Origin of the sequence: Pseudomonas persica (assembly GCF_900291015.1) — a bacterium.
Classification (GTDB): domain Bacteria; phylum Pseudomonadota; class Gammaproteobacteria; order Pseudomonadales; family Pseudomonadaceae; genus Aquipseudomonas.
This window is the reverse complement of sequence record NZ_OLKL01000003.1, coordinates 36,469-51,465: the sequence shown is the minus strand read 5'-3', so window position 1 is coordinate 51,465 and position 14,997 is coordinate 36,469. Positions and strand designations below refer to the sequence as shown.

Below are 14,997 nucleotides of genomic sequence, written 5' to 3'. Positions count from 1 at the left end.
CGCACTATAAGCTTTTGCTAATACAGCCCCTAACAAATATTGATTTTTGTTTATCAACCTACAGCGCTAGGGTGAATGTGCGACTGGCCAGCAACGTCTGGTCACGCGCCGACCGGTAGAACCGGCTCGACTGTTCCTACGGCTTTGGGAAGACTCCAGTGATAAAAAAAATCCTGATCGCCAACCGAGGTGAAATCGCAGTTCGGATCGTGCGCGCTTGCGCCGAGATGGGCATTCGCTCGGTGGCGATCTATTCCGACGCCGACCGGCATGCGTTGCACGTCAAGCGCGCCGACGAAGCGCACAGCATTGGTGACGAGCCGCTGGCCGGTTACCTGAACCCGCGCAAGCTGGTGAACCTGGCTGTGGAAACCGGTTGTGATGCTTTGCATCCGGGCTATGGTTTCCTGTCGGAAAACGCTGAACTGGCAGAGATCTGCGCCGAGCGCGGGATCAAGTTCATCGGCCCGGCCGCCGATGTCATTCGCCGCATGGGCGACAAGACCGAAGCGCGCCGCACCATGATTGCCGCCGGTGTACCGGTAACCCCGGGCACCGAAGGCAACGTTGCCGATATTCACGAAGCCCTGAGCGAAGGTGACCGCATCGGTTACCCGGTCATGCTCAAGGCCACCTCTGGCGGTGGCGGCCGTGGTATTCGCCGTTGCAACAGCCGCGAAGAACTGGAACAGAACTTCCCCCGCGTGATCTCCGAGGCTACCAAGGCCTTTGGTTCCGCGGAAGTGTTCCTGGAAAAGTGCATCGTCAATCCCAAGCATATCGAGGCGCAGATCCTTGGTGACAGCTTTGGCAACGTGGTGCACCTGTTCGAGCGCGACTGCTCGATCCAGCGCCGCAACCAGAAGCTCATCGAAATTGCCCCGAGCCCACAGCTCACCCCCGAGCAGCGCGCCTACATCGGCGACCTGGCGGTGCGCGCAGCCAAGGCGGTGAACTACGAGAACGCCGGTACCGTGGAGTTCCTGCTCGCCGATGGCGAGGTGTACTTCATGGAAATGAACACCCGGGTGCAGGTGGAACACACCATCACCGAGGAAATCACCGGTATCGACATTGTCCGTGAGCAGATCCGCATCGCCTCGGGCCTGGCGCTGTCGGTCAAGCAGGAAGATATCCAGCACCGCGGTTACGCGCTGCAGTTCCGTATCAACGCCGAAGACCCGAAAAACAACTTCCTGCCCAGCTTCGGCAAGATCACCCGTTACTACGCCCCCGGCGGCCCGGGCGTGCGTACCGACACGGCGATCTACACCGGCTACACCATTCCGCCGTTCTACGACTCCATGTGCCTGAAACTGGTGGTGTGGGCGTTGACCTGGGAAGAAGCCATGGACCGCGGCCTGCGGGCCCTGGACGACATGCGCGTGCAAGGGGTGAAGACCACCGCCGCGTACTACCAGGAGATCCTGCGCAATCCGGAATTCCGTAGCGGCCAGTTCAACACCAGCTTCGTCGAAAGCCACCCGGAACTGACCAACTACTCGATCAAGCGCAAACCCGAAGAGCTGGCTCTGGCCATCGCCGCCGCCATCGCCGCCCACGCAGGCCTGTGAGGAACCCATAATGTCCAAGAAAATTCACGTAACCGACACGATCCTGCGCGACGCCCACCAGTCCCTGCTGGCAACCCGCATGCGTACCGAAGACATGCTGCCGATCTGCGACAAGCTCGACAAGGTCGGCTACTGGTCGCTGGAAGTCTGGGGTGGCGCCACCTTCGACGCCTGCGTGCGCTTCCTCAAGGAAGACCCGTGGGAGCGCCTGCGCAAGCTGCGCGCGGCGCTGCCCAACACCCGCCTGCAAATGCTGCTGCGCGGCCAGAACCTGCTGGGCTACCGTCACTACAGCGACGACGTGGTCAAGGCCTTCGTCGCCAAGGCCGCGGTCAACGGTATCGATGTGTTCCGCATCTTCGACGCCATGAACGACGTGCGTAACCTGCGCGTGGCCATTGAAGCAGTCAAGGCCGCCGGCAAGCACGCCCAGGGCACCATCGCCTACACCACCAGCCCGGTGCATACCATCGAAGCCTTCGTGAACCAGGCCAAGCAGATGGAAGCCATGGGTTGCGACTCGGTCGCGATCAAGGACATGGCCGGCCTGCTGACCCCGTTCGCCACCGGCGAACTGGTCAAGGCTCTGAAGGCCGAGCAGTCGTTGCCGGTGTTCATCCACTCCCACGATACCGCTGGCCTGGCTGCCATGTGCCAGCTGAAGGCTGTGGAAAACGGTGCCGATCACATCGACACCGCCATCTCCAGCTTCGCCTGGGGCACCAGCCACCCGGGTACCGAGTCGATGGTTGCCGCGCTCAAGGGCAGCGAATTCGACACCGGCCTGGACCTGGAACTGCTGCAGGAAATCGGCCTGTACTTCTATGCCGTGCGCAAGAAGTACCACCAGTTCGAAAGCGAGTTCACCGCCGTGGACACCCGCGTGCAGGTCAACCAGGTACCGGGCGGCATGATTTCCAACCTGGCCAACCAGCTCAAGGAGCAGGGCGCCCTCAACCGCATGAACGAAGTGCTGGCAGAGATCCCGCGCGTGCGTGAAGACCTCGGCTTCCCGCCGCTGGTGACCCCGACTTCGCAGATCGTCGGCACCCAGGCGTTCTTCAACGTGCTGGCTGGCGAGCGCTACAAGACCATCACCAACGAGGTGAAGCTGTACCTGCAAGGCGGTTACGGCAAGGCCCCGGGCGTGGTCAACGAGCAGCTGCGTCGCCAGGCGATCGGCAGCGAAGAAGTGATCGACGTACGCCCGGCCGACCTGCTGAAGCCGGAAATGGCCAAGCTGCGTGCCGACATCGGCGCTCTGGCCCGTTGTGAAGAAGACGTGCTGACTTTCGCCATGTTCCCGGACATTGGCCGCAAGTTCCTCGAAGAACGCGAAGCCGGTACCCTGAGCCCTGAAGTCCTGCTGCCAATTCCTGAGGCGGGCGCAATGACGTCCCATGGCGGTGAAGGCGTACCGACCGAGTTCGTCATCGACGTGCACGGCGAAACCTACCGCGTCGACATCACCGGTGTGGGCGTGAAGGCCGAAGGCAAGCGCCACTTCTACCTGTCGATCGACGGCATGCCGGAAGAAGTGGTGTTCGAGCCACTCAACGAGTTCGTTGGCGGCGGCGGCAGCAAGCGCAAGCAGGCCAGCGCCCCGGGCCACGTCAGCACCACCATGCCAGGCAACATCGTCGATGTGCTGGTCAAGGAAGGCGACATGGTCAAGACCGGCCAGGCCGTGCTGATCACCGAAGCCATGAAGATGGAGACCGAAGTGCAGGCGGGTATCGCTGGCAAGGTCGTGGCCATTCACGTGGCCAAGGGCGACCGTGTGACGCCGGGTGAGATCCTGATCGAGATCGAGGGCTGAGATAAGCCTTCATCTACAAGCGGTTAACCTCTGGGGAGCGGAATGCTCCCCTTTTTTTATGGAACAATATGCAATTTAGTGCAGATGACAGGCGCCAAGGCCGCCATGATCTGCACTAAAATGCATAAATTGGGTGTGGTTCAGAAAAACATCTGCACTATACTGCAGGCTGACGGCTGAGACTGATCGAAAACATGCAGTAAATTGCAGGTGGCCAATGTACCGACTCACGCTCCAATTACATGATCAAGGTAAATGGCAGGATGCTATTGCCATCGCCTTCACCGAACCGGAAAGAAGCCTCTCCAGCCCTTGCGAGTTCGGATATACATCCAACTACGTCAAGACCAATCTGCATGCGTACGACAGCCTGTTCAGCCAGGCGGCCAGTGCCAAGCTCCCGGTGGACTTTGGCTCTCATCGTCTACCGCATGCTCCTGCATTCCTGTACGACATCGCGCCTGCAGGGGCTGCGAAGCGTTTTCTGCTGAGGCATATCGGTCGTGAAAAACCGGCAGGCATGGGGGAAGACTTGTTTCTGCTAGGGCGCTCCACCCCAGCTCCGATTGGTAATATGCGCATCAGGGAGTCGGCTGAGTTACTGGACCTTGCGGACCCCATCGGTTTTACCCGCCAGGACGTCATCGTTCGCGATCAACGTTTTCTGGAGTACGCCTACGAGCAGGGCGCGGCCATAGGTGGCGCGACAGGCGCTGGTGGAGAGGCGCCAAAGCTGCTGATGACCGAAGATGAAAACGGCCAGTTGTACCCGGACGCGGTGCTTGCGGATGAGAGGGCCTGTCGCCATTGGTTCATCAAGTTCGCCAGGCACCAGGCCTTGGCCGATGATCAGGATATCCTGCGGGCCGAGTACCTCTATTACAGGGCGTTGCAGCAGCTTGGCATCGAGACGGTGGCCAGTGAACACATGGCGCTGGAAGAGGGAGCCAAGCCCAGCCTGTGGATGGAACGCTTCGACCGTCAGGTTACCGATCAGGGAGTACAGCGGTTTGCCGTGGAATCGATGTATTCCTTGTGTGGGGTAACCGAACCCGGTAGCCGGATGGGGCATTTGGAGGTGATCGAGACGCTCGTTGGCTTGTGGAAGATGGTCGGGCAGGGTAAAGAGGTGCCTGATCTGATCGCGGATTACCTGCGGCGCGACCTGATCAACAAGATCCTGGGTAACGCCGATAACCATGGACGCAATACAGCGATCATTCGTACCCGCGACACAGTGCGTCTTGCACCCATTTACGACTTGGCACCGATGGTGATGGATCAGGAAGGAGTAACCAGAACGACGAAGTGGCCCGCTTTGATCGAAAGAGCAGGCGAAATCGACTGGCAGGCAGCCTGTGTTGCGCTAGCCGAATTCATCGATCCGGATGAGGCTTACCAGCGTTTGCGTCAGGAGGCCCGGCACCTATTGGCATTGCCCGATATCTTGTCCGGCCTTGGGCTCCCGGAGGCAGTGATGAATCACCCGGCGATTGCGCTGGGCAAGCTCGAGCGCCGGATGGCGGAGTGGGGGTTGGCATGACGGTTTCCATCGATGCCCGAGGTCTGATGATTGATGGCGTGCGCGAAGGTATTGCCGACGGCACTATCGAGCTGGGTACTGCCGTTCGCCGCCTGCGCGTAGAAGTTGCAAAGATGCAGCAGACCCAGTTTGCGCTGATGTGCAAGATTTCCGTGCGAACGCTCATTCAGATCGAGCAGGGGGACGGTAACCCCACGCTGAAATCGTTGAACGCTGTCTTCAAACCGTTCGGTTTGCAGATGGGCGTCGTCAGGCGTGCGAGCCCGATCAGATAACCGGGCTTGCACCGATCGCGGGCCTGCCGACCCGTGATCGGTTATGCCGATCACCCCCTACGGCAGTCCTCAAGTGTCCGCACCTGGCCTTGCGGCCGCTGGTTCTCTTCACTCAACCAGCGCTCGAACGCGGCCGCCAGCGCCGGCCACTCATCATCGGTAATCGAATACCAGGCTGTATCGCGGTTGTGGTCCTTCACCACCAAGTGCTTGCGGAACACCCCCTCGTAGACAAAGCCAAACCGTTCCGCCGCGCGCCTGGAGCGGGCGTTGGCGTTGTTGCACTTCCACTCCAGCCGGCGGTTGCCCAGTTCGAAGGCCAGTTTGCCCAGCAGGTATACCGCCTCGGTGCTCTTGGGCGTGCGCTGCATGGCGGCGCCGAAGGCGACGTGGCCGATTTCGATGCGGCCGTGGTCGGGCACGATCGACATCAGGCTGAGGATGCCCTGGGCCTGGCCGCTGGGGCGGTCGATCACGGTGTAGAACAGCGGGTCGCGGCCGGCGGCGTTGCCCTCCAGCCAGCGATCAAAGGCGGCACGTTCGGCGAACGGGCCATAGGGCAGGTAGTCCCACAGCACCGGGTCGGCAGCCGGGCCTTGCAGCGCCTCCCAGAGGTCGTCGCCATGGCGCGCCGGGTCGAGCTTTTCCAGGCGGATGAAGCGGCCGTCGATGGGCTCGGCCTTGGGGGTTGCGGCGGGTTTCCAGTTCAATGCGTCGGTCATGTTCGGCTTACAACTCTTTGCGGAATTGGATGAAGCCCGAGCGCTCGGCAACCTGCTGGTACAGGCTGATGGCGGTGGCGTTGGTCTCGTGGGTCACCCAGTACACCTTGCTGCAGTTGTCGGCCTTGGCTTTGGCGTAGACGTGCTCGATCAGCTGGCGGCCGATGCCCAGGCCACGTTGCGCGCGGTCCACGTACAGGTCCTGCAGGTAGCAGGCGTTCTTGATGCTCCAGTTGGAACGATGGTAGATGAAGTTGACCATTCCCACCGCCTTGCCATCGACCCAGGCCAGGGCTGAATGGGTTGGCTCGTTGGGGTCGAGCAGGCGCTGCCAGGTGCTGAGGCTCACCTCATCGGCCAGTTCGGATTCATAGAAGTGCAAGTAGGCCTGCCACAGGGCAAGCCAGGCAGCGTGGTCTTGGGCGGTGACAGGACGCAGGGTAACGCTGGACATGGGCTATTCCTTCAGAGTTGGCGCATGTGCGCCGCGAGTTGGTTATCCAGGTAATCGGGGCTGGCGCTCAGGCCTTCACGCACGCCGGCAATGTCTTGCTCAGAGCGGTTCTGGCTGAGTTTGCGCGCGCCTTGCAGGCGAGCGATAGGCAGGCGGATGCCGACGATGGCACGGAGCATGCCGTCGAGGTAGTCACGCGGGGCATCGGTGACTTTCCATGGTTCGCTGCGGCCGTGTTCGTGGCGCTCGGTCAGGCGGCTGACAATGGCCAGCAGAGGCTCGGCGTCGTGGATCACTTCGGCCGGGCCATAGGCGTGCACGGCCAGGTAGTTCCAGGTTGGCACCACCTTGGGGTTGTCGGCCTTGCTCGGGTAGTAGCCGGGGCTGACATAGGCATCGGCGCCGGGGAACACCAGCAGGGCTTCGCCACCTTGCTCCAGGTCGTGCCATTGGCGGTTGGCACGCGCCAGGTGGGCATAGACGGTGCCGAATTCGCCTTCGGCGACATCGACCAGCACCGGCAGGTGCGTGGCCAGCAGACCTTGCTCACCGTGGCTGACCAGGATGGCCAGGCGGGTGTCGAGCATGTGCTGATGCAGGCGGCCGAGGTCGTGTTCCTGATGGGGTTTGCTGTTGTACATGCTCGGTTTCCTTGTGCGATGGCCCCATCCTAGGCAGGCTATTGGTTCATAGTAAGAGCCATTAACAGCTATTTTCATAGGTCCAATGCCGTGAGCGAGCGCCCCCTTGTGTTGCCTTTCGACCCTGCCGGGGTCACTCTCGATCGCCGCCGCGGGCTTAGCCAGCAGCTGTACCAGGCACTACGTGCGCGGGTGCTGGACGGGCGCCTGAGCAGTGGCACGCGGCTGCCGGCCACCCGAGATCTGGCTACCATTCTGGCGCTTTCACGCAACAGCGTGGTGCGGGCCTATGACCAGCTGTATGCCGAGGGCTACATCGAAAGCCGGGTAGGCGACGGCACCTATGTCAGTCAACTGCCGAAACTCTCCACCGGAAAACTATCCACACAAGTATCCACAGGGTTATCCCGTAGGTTATCAACAGACTTATCCACATTTCCTTCGAAAGATACTGAGGATTTATCCAGCAGCCGACGCTCCAGTGAGCCTTTGCAGCGTCTGAAAAGTAACCATTTACCGCCGCCAAGAAGCGGTGCACCGCGTGCTTTTCGCGTCGGTATTCCGGCGTTCGACCTGTTCCCGTTCGACGTCTGGGCCAAGCTGCAGGCGGGTTTCTGGCGCAATCCGGCTCCCGCGCAGCTGGGTTATGGCGACCCGGCAGGCGAGCCGCTGCTGCGTGAACTGATTGCGGCCTACCTGCGTCGCTCGCGTGGGCTGAGTTGTACGGCTGAACAAATTGTGATCACCAGTGGTGCGCAGCAGGCCATCAGCCTTTGTGCACAGTTGCTGTTGCAGCCGGGCGACGGTGTGGCTGTGGAAAACCCGGGTTACCGCGCAGCTGGGCATGCCTTTGCGCTGGCTGGTGGCAGGTTGCATGGCGTGCCAGTGGACGAGGACGGCATGGACTGTCGCCGGCTCGGGCAGCTGGCGGATTGCCGGCTGGCCTATGTCACGCCGGCCCACCAGTACCCGACCGGGGTGACCATGAGCCTGGCGCGACGCCTGGAATTGCTGGCCTGGGCCGAGCGCAGCGATGGCTGGATCATTGAAGACGACTACGACGGCGAGTACCGTTACAGCGGTGCGCCCTTGGCTCCGCTTGCGGCGCTCGACCGGCACCGGCGTGTGCTGTACGTCGGTACCTTCGGCAAGATCGCCTTTCCGGCGTTGCGCCTGGGCTACCTGGTACTGCCGCCGCAACTGGTGCAGGCGTTCAGCCAGGGCCGGGCGCTGGCGGTGCGGCATTCGGAGGTCAGTAGCCAGTGCGTGATGGCCGAGTTCATGGCCCGCGGGCACTTCCAGCGGCATATCCGTCGTATGCGCAGGGCGGCGTTGAGCCGGCGCAATGTACTCAAGGCCGGCTGGCCTGTGGATATTCCGGGGTTGGGCGGCATGCCGGAAGTGGCGGCCGGGCTGCATGTGAAGGTCGATGTGGATAACTTTGCTCGGGAGCAGGAACTGGTGGCCAAGGCTGAAGCGGTGGGCGTGGAGGTGACGCCGCTGAGCAATTTCTGGCTGACGGACAGCGAGGTACCTGTGGATAAAAGGGCAGGGCTGGTGTTGGGGTTTGCGGCGGTGCCGGAGGGGGAGATTGCCGAGGCGTTGATGCGCTTGCGCAAGGCCTGGAGAAAGTGAATGGGGCCGCTGTGCGGCCCAATCGCCGGCAAGCCAGCTCCCACAGAATCACCACAGGTCTGAAGGGGGTGGGATACCTGTGGGAGCTGGCTTGCCGGCGATTGGGCTGCAAAGCAGCCCCCCGGGCTTTGAATCAGGTGCCGGACTTGATCCGCGTCCACGCCCGGGTCCGCGCCCGCTCGGCATCCCGCGCCAGGGGCTTGAGGGTATACAGCTTGGCCATCGCCTCTGCCGTCGGGTACAGGTTGGGGTTGTTGCGAATCGCCGGGCTCACCTTGTCGGTCGCATCCTTGTTCGGGTTCGGGTACCCGACAAAGTCGCTGATCGGCGCAATCACCTCGGGCTGCAGCAGGTAGTTGATGAATGCATGGGCATCTTCCGGGTTGGCCGCGTTCTTCGGAATCGCCAGCATGTCGAACCAGATCGGCGCACCTTCCTTGGGCAGGCGCATGTCCACCACCACGCCATTCTTCGCCTCGCGGGCGCGGTTGGCGGCCTGCGAGAAACTGCCGCTGTAGCCCACTGCCACGCAGATATCGCCATTGGCGATGTCAGCCATGTACTTCGAGGAATGGAAGTAGGTGATGTGCGGGCGAATCTTCAGCATCAGTGCCTCGGCCTGCTTGTAGTCGGCCGGCTTGTCGCTGTTCGGCGGCAGGCCCAGGTACTGCAACGCCAGCGGCAGAATCTCCGATGGCGAGTCGAGCAGGGCCACGCCGCACTGCTTGAGCTTGGCGATGTTCTCTTCCTTGAAGATCAGATCCCAGCTGTCCACCGGGGCGTTGTCGCCGAGCGCAGCCTTGATCTTGGCCGGGTTGAAGCCGATCAGCACGGTGCCGTACATGTAGGGCACGGCAAACTTGTTGCCGGGGTCGTTGGCTTCGATCAGCTTCATCAGCGCCGGGTCCAGGTGCTGCCAGTTCGGCAGCTTGCTGCGGTCCAGCGGCTGGAACACCCCCGCTTCGATCTGCTTGGCAAGGAACACGTTGGATGGCACCACCACGTCATACCCGGAGTTGCCGGTCAGCAGCTTGGCTTCCAGTGCCTCGTTGGTGTCGAAGATGTCGTAGACCAGCTTCACCCCGCTGCCTTTCTGAAACTCGGTGAGGGTTTGCGGGGTGATGTAGTCGAACCAGTTGTACACCCGCAGGGTGCGCTGTTCGGCCTGGGCCTGCAGGGCACCGGTGAACAGGGTAGCGGCGATGAGCGGGGCGAGCAGACGCTTGAATCGGACCATTACCGGGCTCCTGGCTGGGCGCGCTGGAAGCCTTCCAGCACATTGACTGCGTTGATACCGATTTCTTCCACAGCGTAGCCGCCTTCCATCACGAACAGGGTCGGCTTGCCGAGCTGGGCGATGCGCTTGCCCATTTCCAGGTAGTCCGGGCTGTCCAGCTTGAACTGCGAGATCGGGTCGTCCTTGAAGGTGTCCACGCCCAGCGAGATCACCAGCACGTCGGCGTCATAGGCGGCGATGCGCTGGCAAGCGTCTTCCAGGGCGGCGCTCCAGGCCGCCCAGTCGCTGCCGGCTGGCAGTGGGTAGTTGATGTTGCAGCCTTCGCCGGCACCTTCGCCGGTTTCGTCGGCATAACCGAGGAAGAACGGGAACTCGTCGCGCGGGTCGCCATGGATCGAGGCGAAGAACACATCGTTGCGGTGGTAGAAGATGTCCTGGGTGCCATTGCCGTGGTGGTAGTCAACGTCGAGGATGGCGACCTTGCGCCGGCCCTGGTCGAGGAAGGCCTGGGCGGCGATGGCGGCGTTGTTCAGGTAGCAATAGCCGCCCATGACTTCGCCGGCCGCGTGGTGCCCTGGCGGGCGGCACAGGGCAAAGGCCGAGTGGGCACCTTGCTGGATCGCCGCCTGGGCAGTGAGGGCGACCTGGGCGGCGCTGTAGGCGGCTTGCCAGGTGCCGGCGGTGATCGGTGCGCCGGCATCGAAGCTGTAGTAGCCCAGCTCACCATGCAGGCCGGTGGGTTTTACCTGGCGCAGGCTGCGTGCGGGCCAGGTGAACGGCAGCAGGTCGCCTTCCTGGCCCAGTGCGGCCCAGCGCGCCCAGGCGCCTTCGAAGAAGTTCAGGTAGTCGGCGCTGTGGATGCGCAGCAGCGGTGCGCGGCCGAAGTCGGTGGGCCCCTGGATGTCGCCGAGGTTGCGCTTTTTTACCTGGTCGAGCACATGGTCGGCGCGTGACGGCATTTCGAAGCAGGGCATCAGCTTGCCGTCGATCAGCTCGCAGCGGCCGTGGTGCAGGCGGTGGTCATCGGAATAGATCGTCAGCATTGTTGTTCTCCGGTGGGTACTGGCGTGAGCCCATTGTCATGGCCGGGCCGGCGGGGGAGAACGACGCAAACGGCCAAAAGGGGATCGATGTGGCCAAGCTCTTTGGCCGGATTGTTGGTGGCCTGTACTGGCCCTTTCGCGGGTGAACCCGCTCCCACAGGTACAGTGTTGCACTTGAGTGGGTGCAATCCCTGTAGGAGCGGGTTTACCGCGAAAGGGCCGGTACAGGTCAACCGCGAAAATGGCTGGGCGCCACACCACTCCAACGCTGGAAGGCATGCCGAAAACTGGCCGTCTCGCTGAACCCCAGGGACTCGGCAATCCGGTAGATCGGCATCTGCTCATCGGCCAGCAACTGCTTGGCCCGTTCGAATCTCAGTTCATCCAGCAGCTGTTGATAACCGCTGCCCAACACCTGCAAATGCCGGCGCAGGGTGCGCGATGAGCAGTTCATCTGCCGCGCCAGCCCTTCCAGCCCGGGCGCTGCGTCCAGTTGCTGCGCCAGCAACTGGCGAATCCGCCCCAGCCAGGCCTGGCGACCGGTGAACTCCAGGTTCAGCCGGCGGCAGCGTTCGCTCATGGCCTTGTGGGTAATCGGGTCGGCCAGCGGCAGTGGCGTGTCCAGCCAGCGCCGTTCGAAGGCAAAGGCATTGTCCTCGGCGGCGAAACCGACCGGGCACTGGAATGCCCCGGCGTAGAGCGCGTGGTAGCCGGGCCGTGGGTGTTCGAAACGGGCGCCCAGCAGGGGCAGCGGGCGGCCGAGCAGGTCGTCGCAGATGACCTTCAGCGACACCAGGCAGAACTCGGCGTTGAAGGCGGTCAGCGCCGGGCTGTCGTGGTAGTCGCTGGCGCTGAACCAGACGCGCTGGCCGTCGTCGAGCAGACGCAGCTTGAAGACTGTTCCCAGCAGTGCCGGATATTGCAGCGCCAGGCGCAGGGCGTCACCCAAAGTGGCACTGGAGAGCAGGGCGTAACCGAGCATGCCGTAGCACGACACATGCATGCGCCGGCCCAGTTCCAGGCCGATGTCCTCGCGCCGGGCAACGGCGTTGGCGCACACCTGCAGTTCCTGCTGGGTGGTGATGCGCGCATCGGCATGGCCCAGGTCTGCCGGGCCGATGCCGCTGCCGGCCAGCAGCGCCGACGCCTCGCAACCGTCTGCCTGGAAGACGTTGAGGATCAGCGAAACCGCATTGAGGGTGGTCAGGTGGCTGTGCAGCATGCTGGGTAGTCCCGTGGGGCTGGGACGCATTATCGAGCAAGTTGTGTGCCGATATCCGGGGGATGCGTAGCAGCCACAAAAATCATCAGGCAAAAAAAAGGCCCGAAGCATAGGCTCGGGCCCTGGAAAGGTTGAGAGGTGTCTAGTCCCTCGACCTGGTGAGACTGTTTACAGCGGCCTGGTTACGCCTTCAGCGGAACCAGACGGGGAGCGATCATGTTTTCCGGACGCAGGATGTCATCGAGCATCGCGTCGTCCAGCAGCTTCTCTTCGCGCACCAGTTCCAGCACGCCGCGGCCGGTTTCCAGGGCGACGCGGGCGATACGGGTGGCGTTTTCGTAGCCGATGTACGGGTTCAGGGCGGTGACCAGGCCGATCGAGTGCTCGACCAGTTCACGGCAGCGCTGTTCGTTGGCGGTGATGCCGACGATGCAGTGCTCGCGCAGCATGTCCATGGCGCGTTGCAGCAGGCGGATCGAGTCGAAGATCTTGTAGGCGATCAGCGGCTCCATCACGTTCAGCTGCAGCTGGCCACCTTCAGCGGCGACGGTCAGGGCCAGGTCGTTGCCCATGATGGCGAAGGCCACCTGATTGACGGCTTCCGGGATAACCGGGTTGACCTTGCCTGGCATGATCGAGCTGCCTGGCTGACGCGCTGGCAGGTTGATCTCGTTGATGCCGGTGCGCGGGCCGCTGGACAGCAGGCGCAGGTCGTTGCAGATCTTCGACAGCTTGACTGCGGTACGCTTGAGCATGCCGGAGAACAGCACGAAGGCGCCCATGTCGGAGGTGGCTTCGATCAGGTCGGCAGCCGGTACCAGCGGCTGGCCGCTGATGGCAGCCAGGCGCTGTACGGCCAGGGCCTGATAGCCAGGGTCGGCGTTGATGCCGGTGCCGATCGCGGTACCGCCCAGGTTGATTTCGGTCAGCAGTTCCGGGGCCAGCGAGCGCAGGCGCTGCAGGTCTTCGGTCATGGTGGTGGCGAAGGCGCGGAATTCCTGGCCAAGGGTCATCGGCACGGCGTCCTGCAGCTGGGTACGGCCCATCTTCAGTACGTGATCGAACTCTTTACCCTTGGCAGCGAAGGCCTGGATCAGGCTGTCGAGGCTGGCCAGCAGGGCGTCGTGGCCCAGCAGCAGGCCCAGACGGATGGCCGTCGGGTAGGCGTCGTTGGTCGACTGCGCCATGTTCACGTCGTTGTTCGGGTGCAGGTACTGGTACTCACCCTTCTGGTGGCCCATGGCCTCCAGCGCGACGTTGGCGATGACTTCGTTGGCGTTCATGTTGGTAGAGGTACCAGCACCGCCCTGGATCATGTCCACCACGAACTGGTCGTGGTAATCGCCTTTGATCAGGCGGGCGCAGGCTGCGGTGATGGCAGCGTGCTTGGCATCGCTCAGGTGACCCAGCTCACGGTTGGCGTCGGCAGCAGCCTGCTTGACCATGGCCAGGGCCACGACCAGCTTCGGGTAGTGCGACAGCGGAACACCGGAGAGGTGGAAGTTGTTGGCAGCGCGCAGGGTCTGGATGCCGTAGTAGGCATCTGCAGGAACTTCAAGGGTGCCCAACAAATCTTTTTCGACGCGGAACGATGCAGCGGAGGACATGATGGATATCATCTCGATTTTGACCCGGCACATGCCGGAATGGCGCCAATCCTAGGCCCGAAGGTGATTTTGCGGCCAATGCTGTTGCACGCTAACCTATGCACAAACGGCATAGTGTTTCATGTGACGCCAATTGATATTCGAGCGTGTTCCATTTTGGTGCACGCCAGGAGATGTGCTTCGTGAACCTTGAAAGCAAATGGCTGGAAGACTTCAGCGCGCTGGCCGCCACCCGCAGTTTTTCCCAGGCGGCAGAGCGGCGTTTCGTCACCCAACCGGCCTTCAGTCGGCGCATTCGCAGCCTGGAAGCAGCCTTGGGCCTGCAATTGGTGAACCGTTCCCGCACGCCGATCGAGCTGACCGAGGCCGGCCAGCTGTTTCTCGTCACGGCGCGGACTGTTGTCGACCAGTTGAGCGAAATTCTCCGCCATTTGCATCATCTGGAAGGCGGGCAGGGTGAGGTGGTGCAGGTGGCCGCTGCACACTCCCTGGCGTCGGGCTTTTTCCCGCGTTGGGTGGCCCAGTTGCGCAACGACGGGTTGAACATTGCCACCCGCCTGGTGGCGACTAACGTCGGAGATGCCGTGCATGCATTGCGTGAAGGTGGCTGCGACCTGATGCTGGCGTTCTATGACCCGGATGCCGCCCTGCAGATGGATGCCGAAATCTTCCCGTCGCTGCACATGGGCACCACTGAAATGTTGCCGGTGTGCGCCGTGGATGCCGACGGCAAGCCGTTGTTCGACCTGGAAGGCGAGGGCAGCGTGCCGCTGCTGGCCTATACCGCCGGCGCCTTCCTCGGTCGCTCGGTCAATTTGCTGCTGCGCCAGCGCAACCTGCGCTATACCACCGTCTATGAAACCGCCATGGCAGACAGCCTCAAGAGCATGGCGCTGGAAGGCATGGGCATCGCCTGGGTGCCGCGGCTGTCGATGCGTGGCGAACTGGAACGGGGCGAACTGGCGATCTGTGGCGGTAGCCAGTGGCATGTGCCGCTGGAAATCCGCCTGTACCGCTGCGCACTGGTGCGCAAGGCTAACGTAAGGCTGTTGTGGCGCAAGCTCGAGGGGGCGGCAATGGTTGACCCAAAAGTCAGTCAAAGCCCCGAAAAATAAGGGGCGACAGTTGGTCGCCGGGGTGCCTTAAACGCACCACCTTACGGTATACTGCGCGGCCTTTCGACCGGATGCGTCCGGTCCTGATCAGCAAACAAGCCACGCCGGTC

Annotated in this window: 13 protein-coding genes; 6 read left to right on the top strand and 7 right to left on the bottom strand. The window is 62.4% G+C overall.

All coding sequences use genetic code 11. The features are described from left to right. Positions 1 to 158 precede the first annotated feature (158 nt). The 4 genes from FQ664_RS00255 (at position 159) to FQ664_RS00240 (ending at position 5,211) form a co-directional block, all read left to right on the top strand. On the top strand, positions 159 to 1,574 hold the full coding sequence (locus FQ664_RS00255; protein ID WP_144169946.1) for an acetyl-CoA carboxylase biotin carboxylase subunit: 1,416 nt from the start codon (positions 159 to 161) through the stop codon (positions 1,572 to 1,574). Positions 1,575 to 1,584: 10 nt separating this feature from the next. Next, positions 1,585 to 3,393 (top strand): sodium-extruding oxaloacetate decarboxylase subunit alpha, encoded by a 1,809-nt coding sequence (oadA, locus tag FQ664_RS00250; RefSeq protein WP_144169945.1) that lies wholly within the window; start codon positions 1,585 to 1,587, stop codon positions 3,391 to 3,393. Positions 3,394 to 3,610: 217 nt separating this feature from the next. After that, positions 3,611 to 4,936, top strand: a complete 1,326-nt coding sequence (locus FQ664_RS00245) for a type II toxin-antitoxin system HipA family toxin (protein WP_144169944.1) — start codon at positions 3,611 to 3,613, stop codon at positions 4,934 to 4,936. Beyond that, a complete protein-coding gene (locus FQ664_RS00240; RefSeq protein ID WP_085588857.1) occupies positions 4,933 to 5,211 on the top strand; it encodes a helix-turn-helix transcriptional regulator in 279 nt (92 codons plus the stop codon). Before FQ664_RS00245 ends, FQ664_RS00240 begins: the two co-directional genes overlap by 4 nt. Before the next feature lie 50 nt (positions 5,212 to 5,261). Here the strand turns inward: FQ664_RS00240 and FQ664_RS00235 are convergent, their stop codons facing one another. The 3 genes from FQ664_RS00235 to FQ664_RS00225 are packed head-to-tail and all read right to left on the bottom strand — an operon-like array spanning position 5,262 to position 7,028. Then, positions 5,262 to 5,933, bottom strand: a complete 672-nt coding sequence (locus FQ664_RS00235; RefSeq protein ID WP_144169943.1) for a GNAT family N-acetyltransferase — start codon at positions 5,931 to 5,933, stop codon at positions 5,262 to 5,264. A 7-nt stretch (positions 5,934 to 5,940) separates the two neighbouring features. Further along, positions 5,941 to 6,387 (bottom strand): GNAT family N-acetyltransferase, encoded by a 447-nt coding sequence (locus FQ664_RS00230; RefSeq protein WP_144169942.1) that lies wholly within the window; start codon positions 6,385 to 6,387, stop codon positions 5,941 to 5,943. Positions 6,388 to 6,398: 11 nt separating this feature from the next. Continuing rightward, complete coding sequence (locus FQ664_RS00225; RefSeq protein ID WP_144169941.1) at positions 6,399 to 7,028, bottom strand: FMN-binding negative transcriptional regulator; 630 nt, start codon at positions 7,026 to 7,028, stop codon at positions 6,399 to 6,401. Positions 7,029 to 7,118: 90 nt separating this feature from the next. On the opposite strand from FQ664_RS00225, the gene pdxR reads away from it, so the two are divergent. Then, positions 7,119 to 8,663 (top strand): MocR-like pyridoxine biosynthesis transcription factor PdxR, encoded by a 1,545-nt coding sequence (pdxR, locus tag FQ664_RS00220; protein ID WP_144169940.1) that lies wholly within the window; start codon positions 7,119 to 7,121, stop codon positions 8,661 to 8,663. A 133-nt stretch (positions 8,664 to 8,796) separates the two neighbouring features. On the opposite strand, the gene FQ664_RS00215 is transcribed toward pdxR, so the two are convergent. From FQ664_RS00215 to aspA, 4 genes are all read right to left on the bottom strand, one after another. Next, on the bottom strand, positions 8,797 to 9,900 hold the full coding sequence (locus FQ664_RS00215) for a polyamine ABC transporter substrate-binding protein (protein WP_144169939.1): 1,104 nt from the start codon (positions 9,898 to 9,900) through the stop codon (positions 8,797 to 8,799). Beyond that, a complete protein-coding gene (locus FQ664_RS00210) occupies positions 9,900 to 10,943 on the bottom strand; it encodes a histone deacetylase family protein (protein ID WP_144169938.1) in 1,044 nt (347 codons plus the stop codon). The genes FQ664_RS00215 and FQ664_RS00210 overlap by 1 nt, the downstream gene beginning before the upstream one ends. 229 nt (positions 10,944 to 11,172) lie before the next feature. Beyond that, positions 11,173 to 12,165: an AraC family transcriptional regulator gene (locus tag FQ664_RS00205; protein ID WP_144169937.1), complete on the bottom strand. Its 993-nt coding sequence runs from the start codon at positions 12,163 to 12,165 to the stop codon at positions 11,173 to 11,175. A gap of 182 nt (positions 12,166 to 12,347) precedes the next feature. Next, a complete protein-coding gene (gene aspA / locus FQ664_RS00200) occupies positions 12,348 to 13,772 on the bottom strand; it encodes an aspartate ammonia-lyase (RefSeq protein ID WP_003260072.1) in 1,425 nt (474 codons plus the stop codon). A gap of 182 nt (positions 13,773 to 13,954) precedes the next feature. Between aspA and FQ664_RS00195 the strand changes: the two genes are divergently transcribed. Beyond that, positions 13,955 to 14,887, top strand: coding sequence for a LysR substrate-binding domain-containing protein (locus FQ664_RS00195; RefSeq protein WP_161797629.1), 933 nt, complete (start codon positions 13,955 to 13,957; stop codon positions 14,885 to 14,887). Positions 14,888 to 14,997 lie beyond the last annotated feature (110 nt).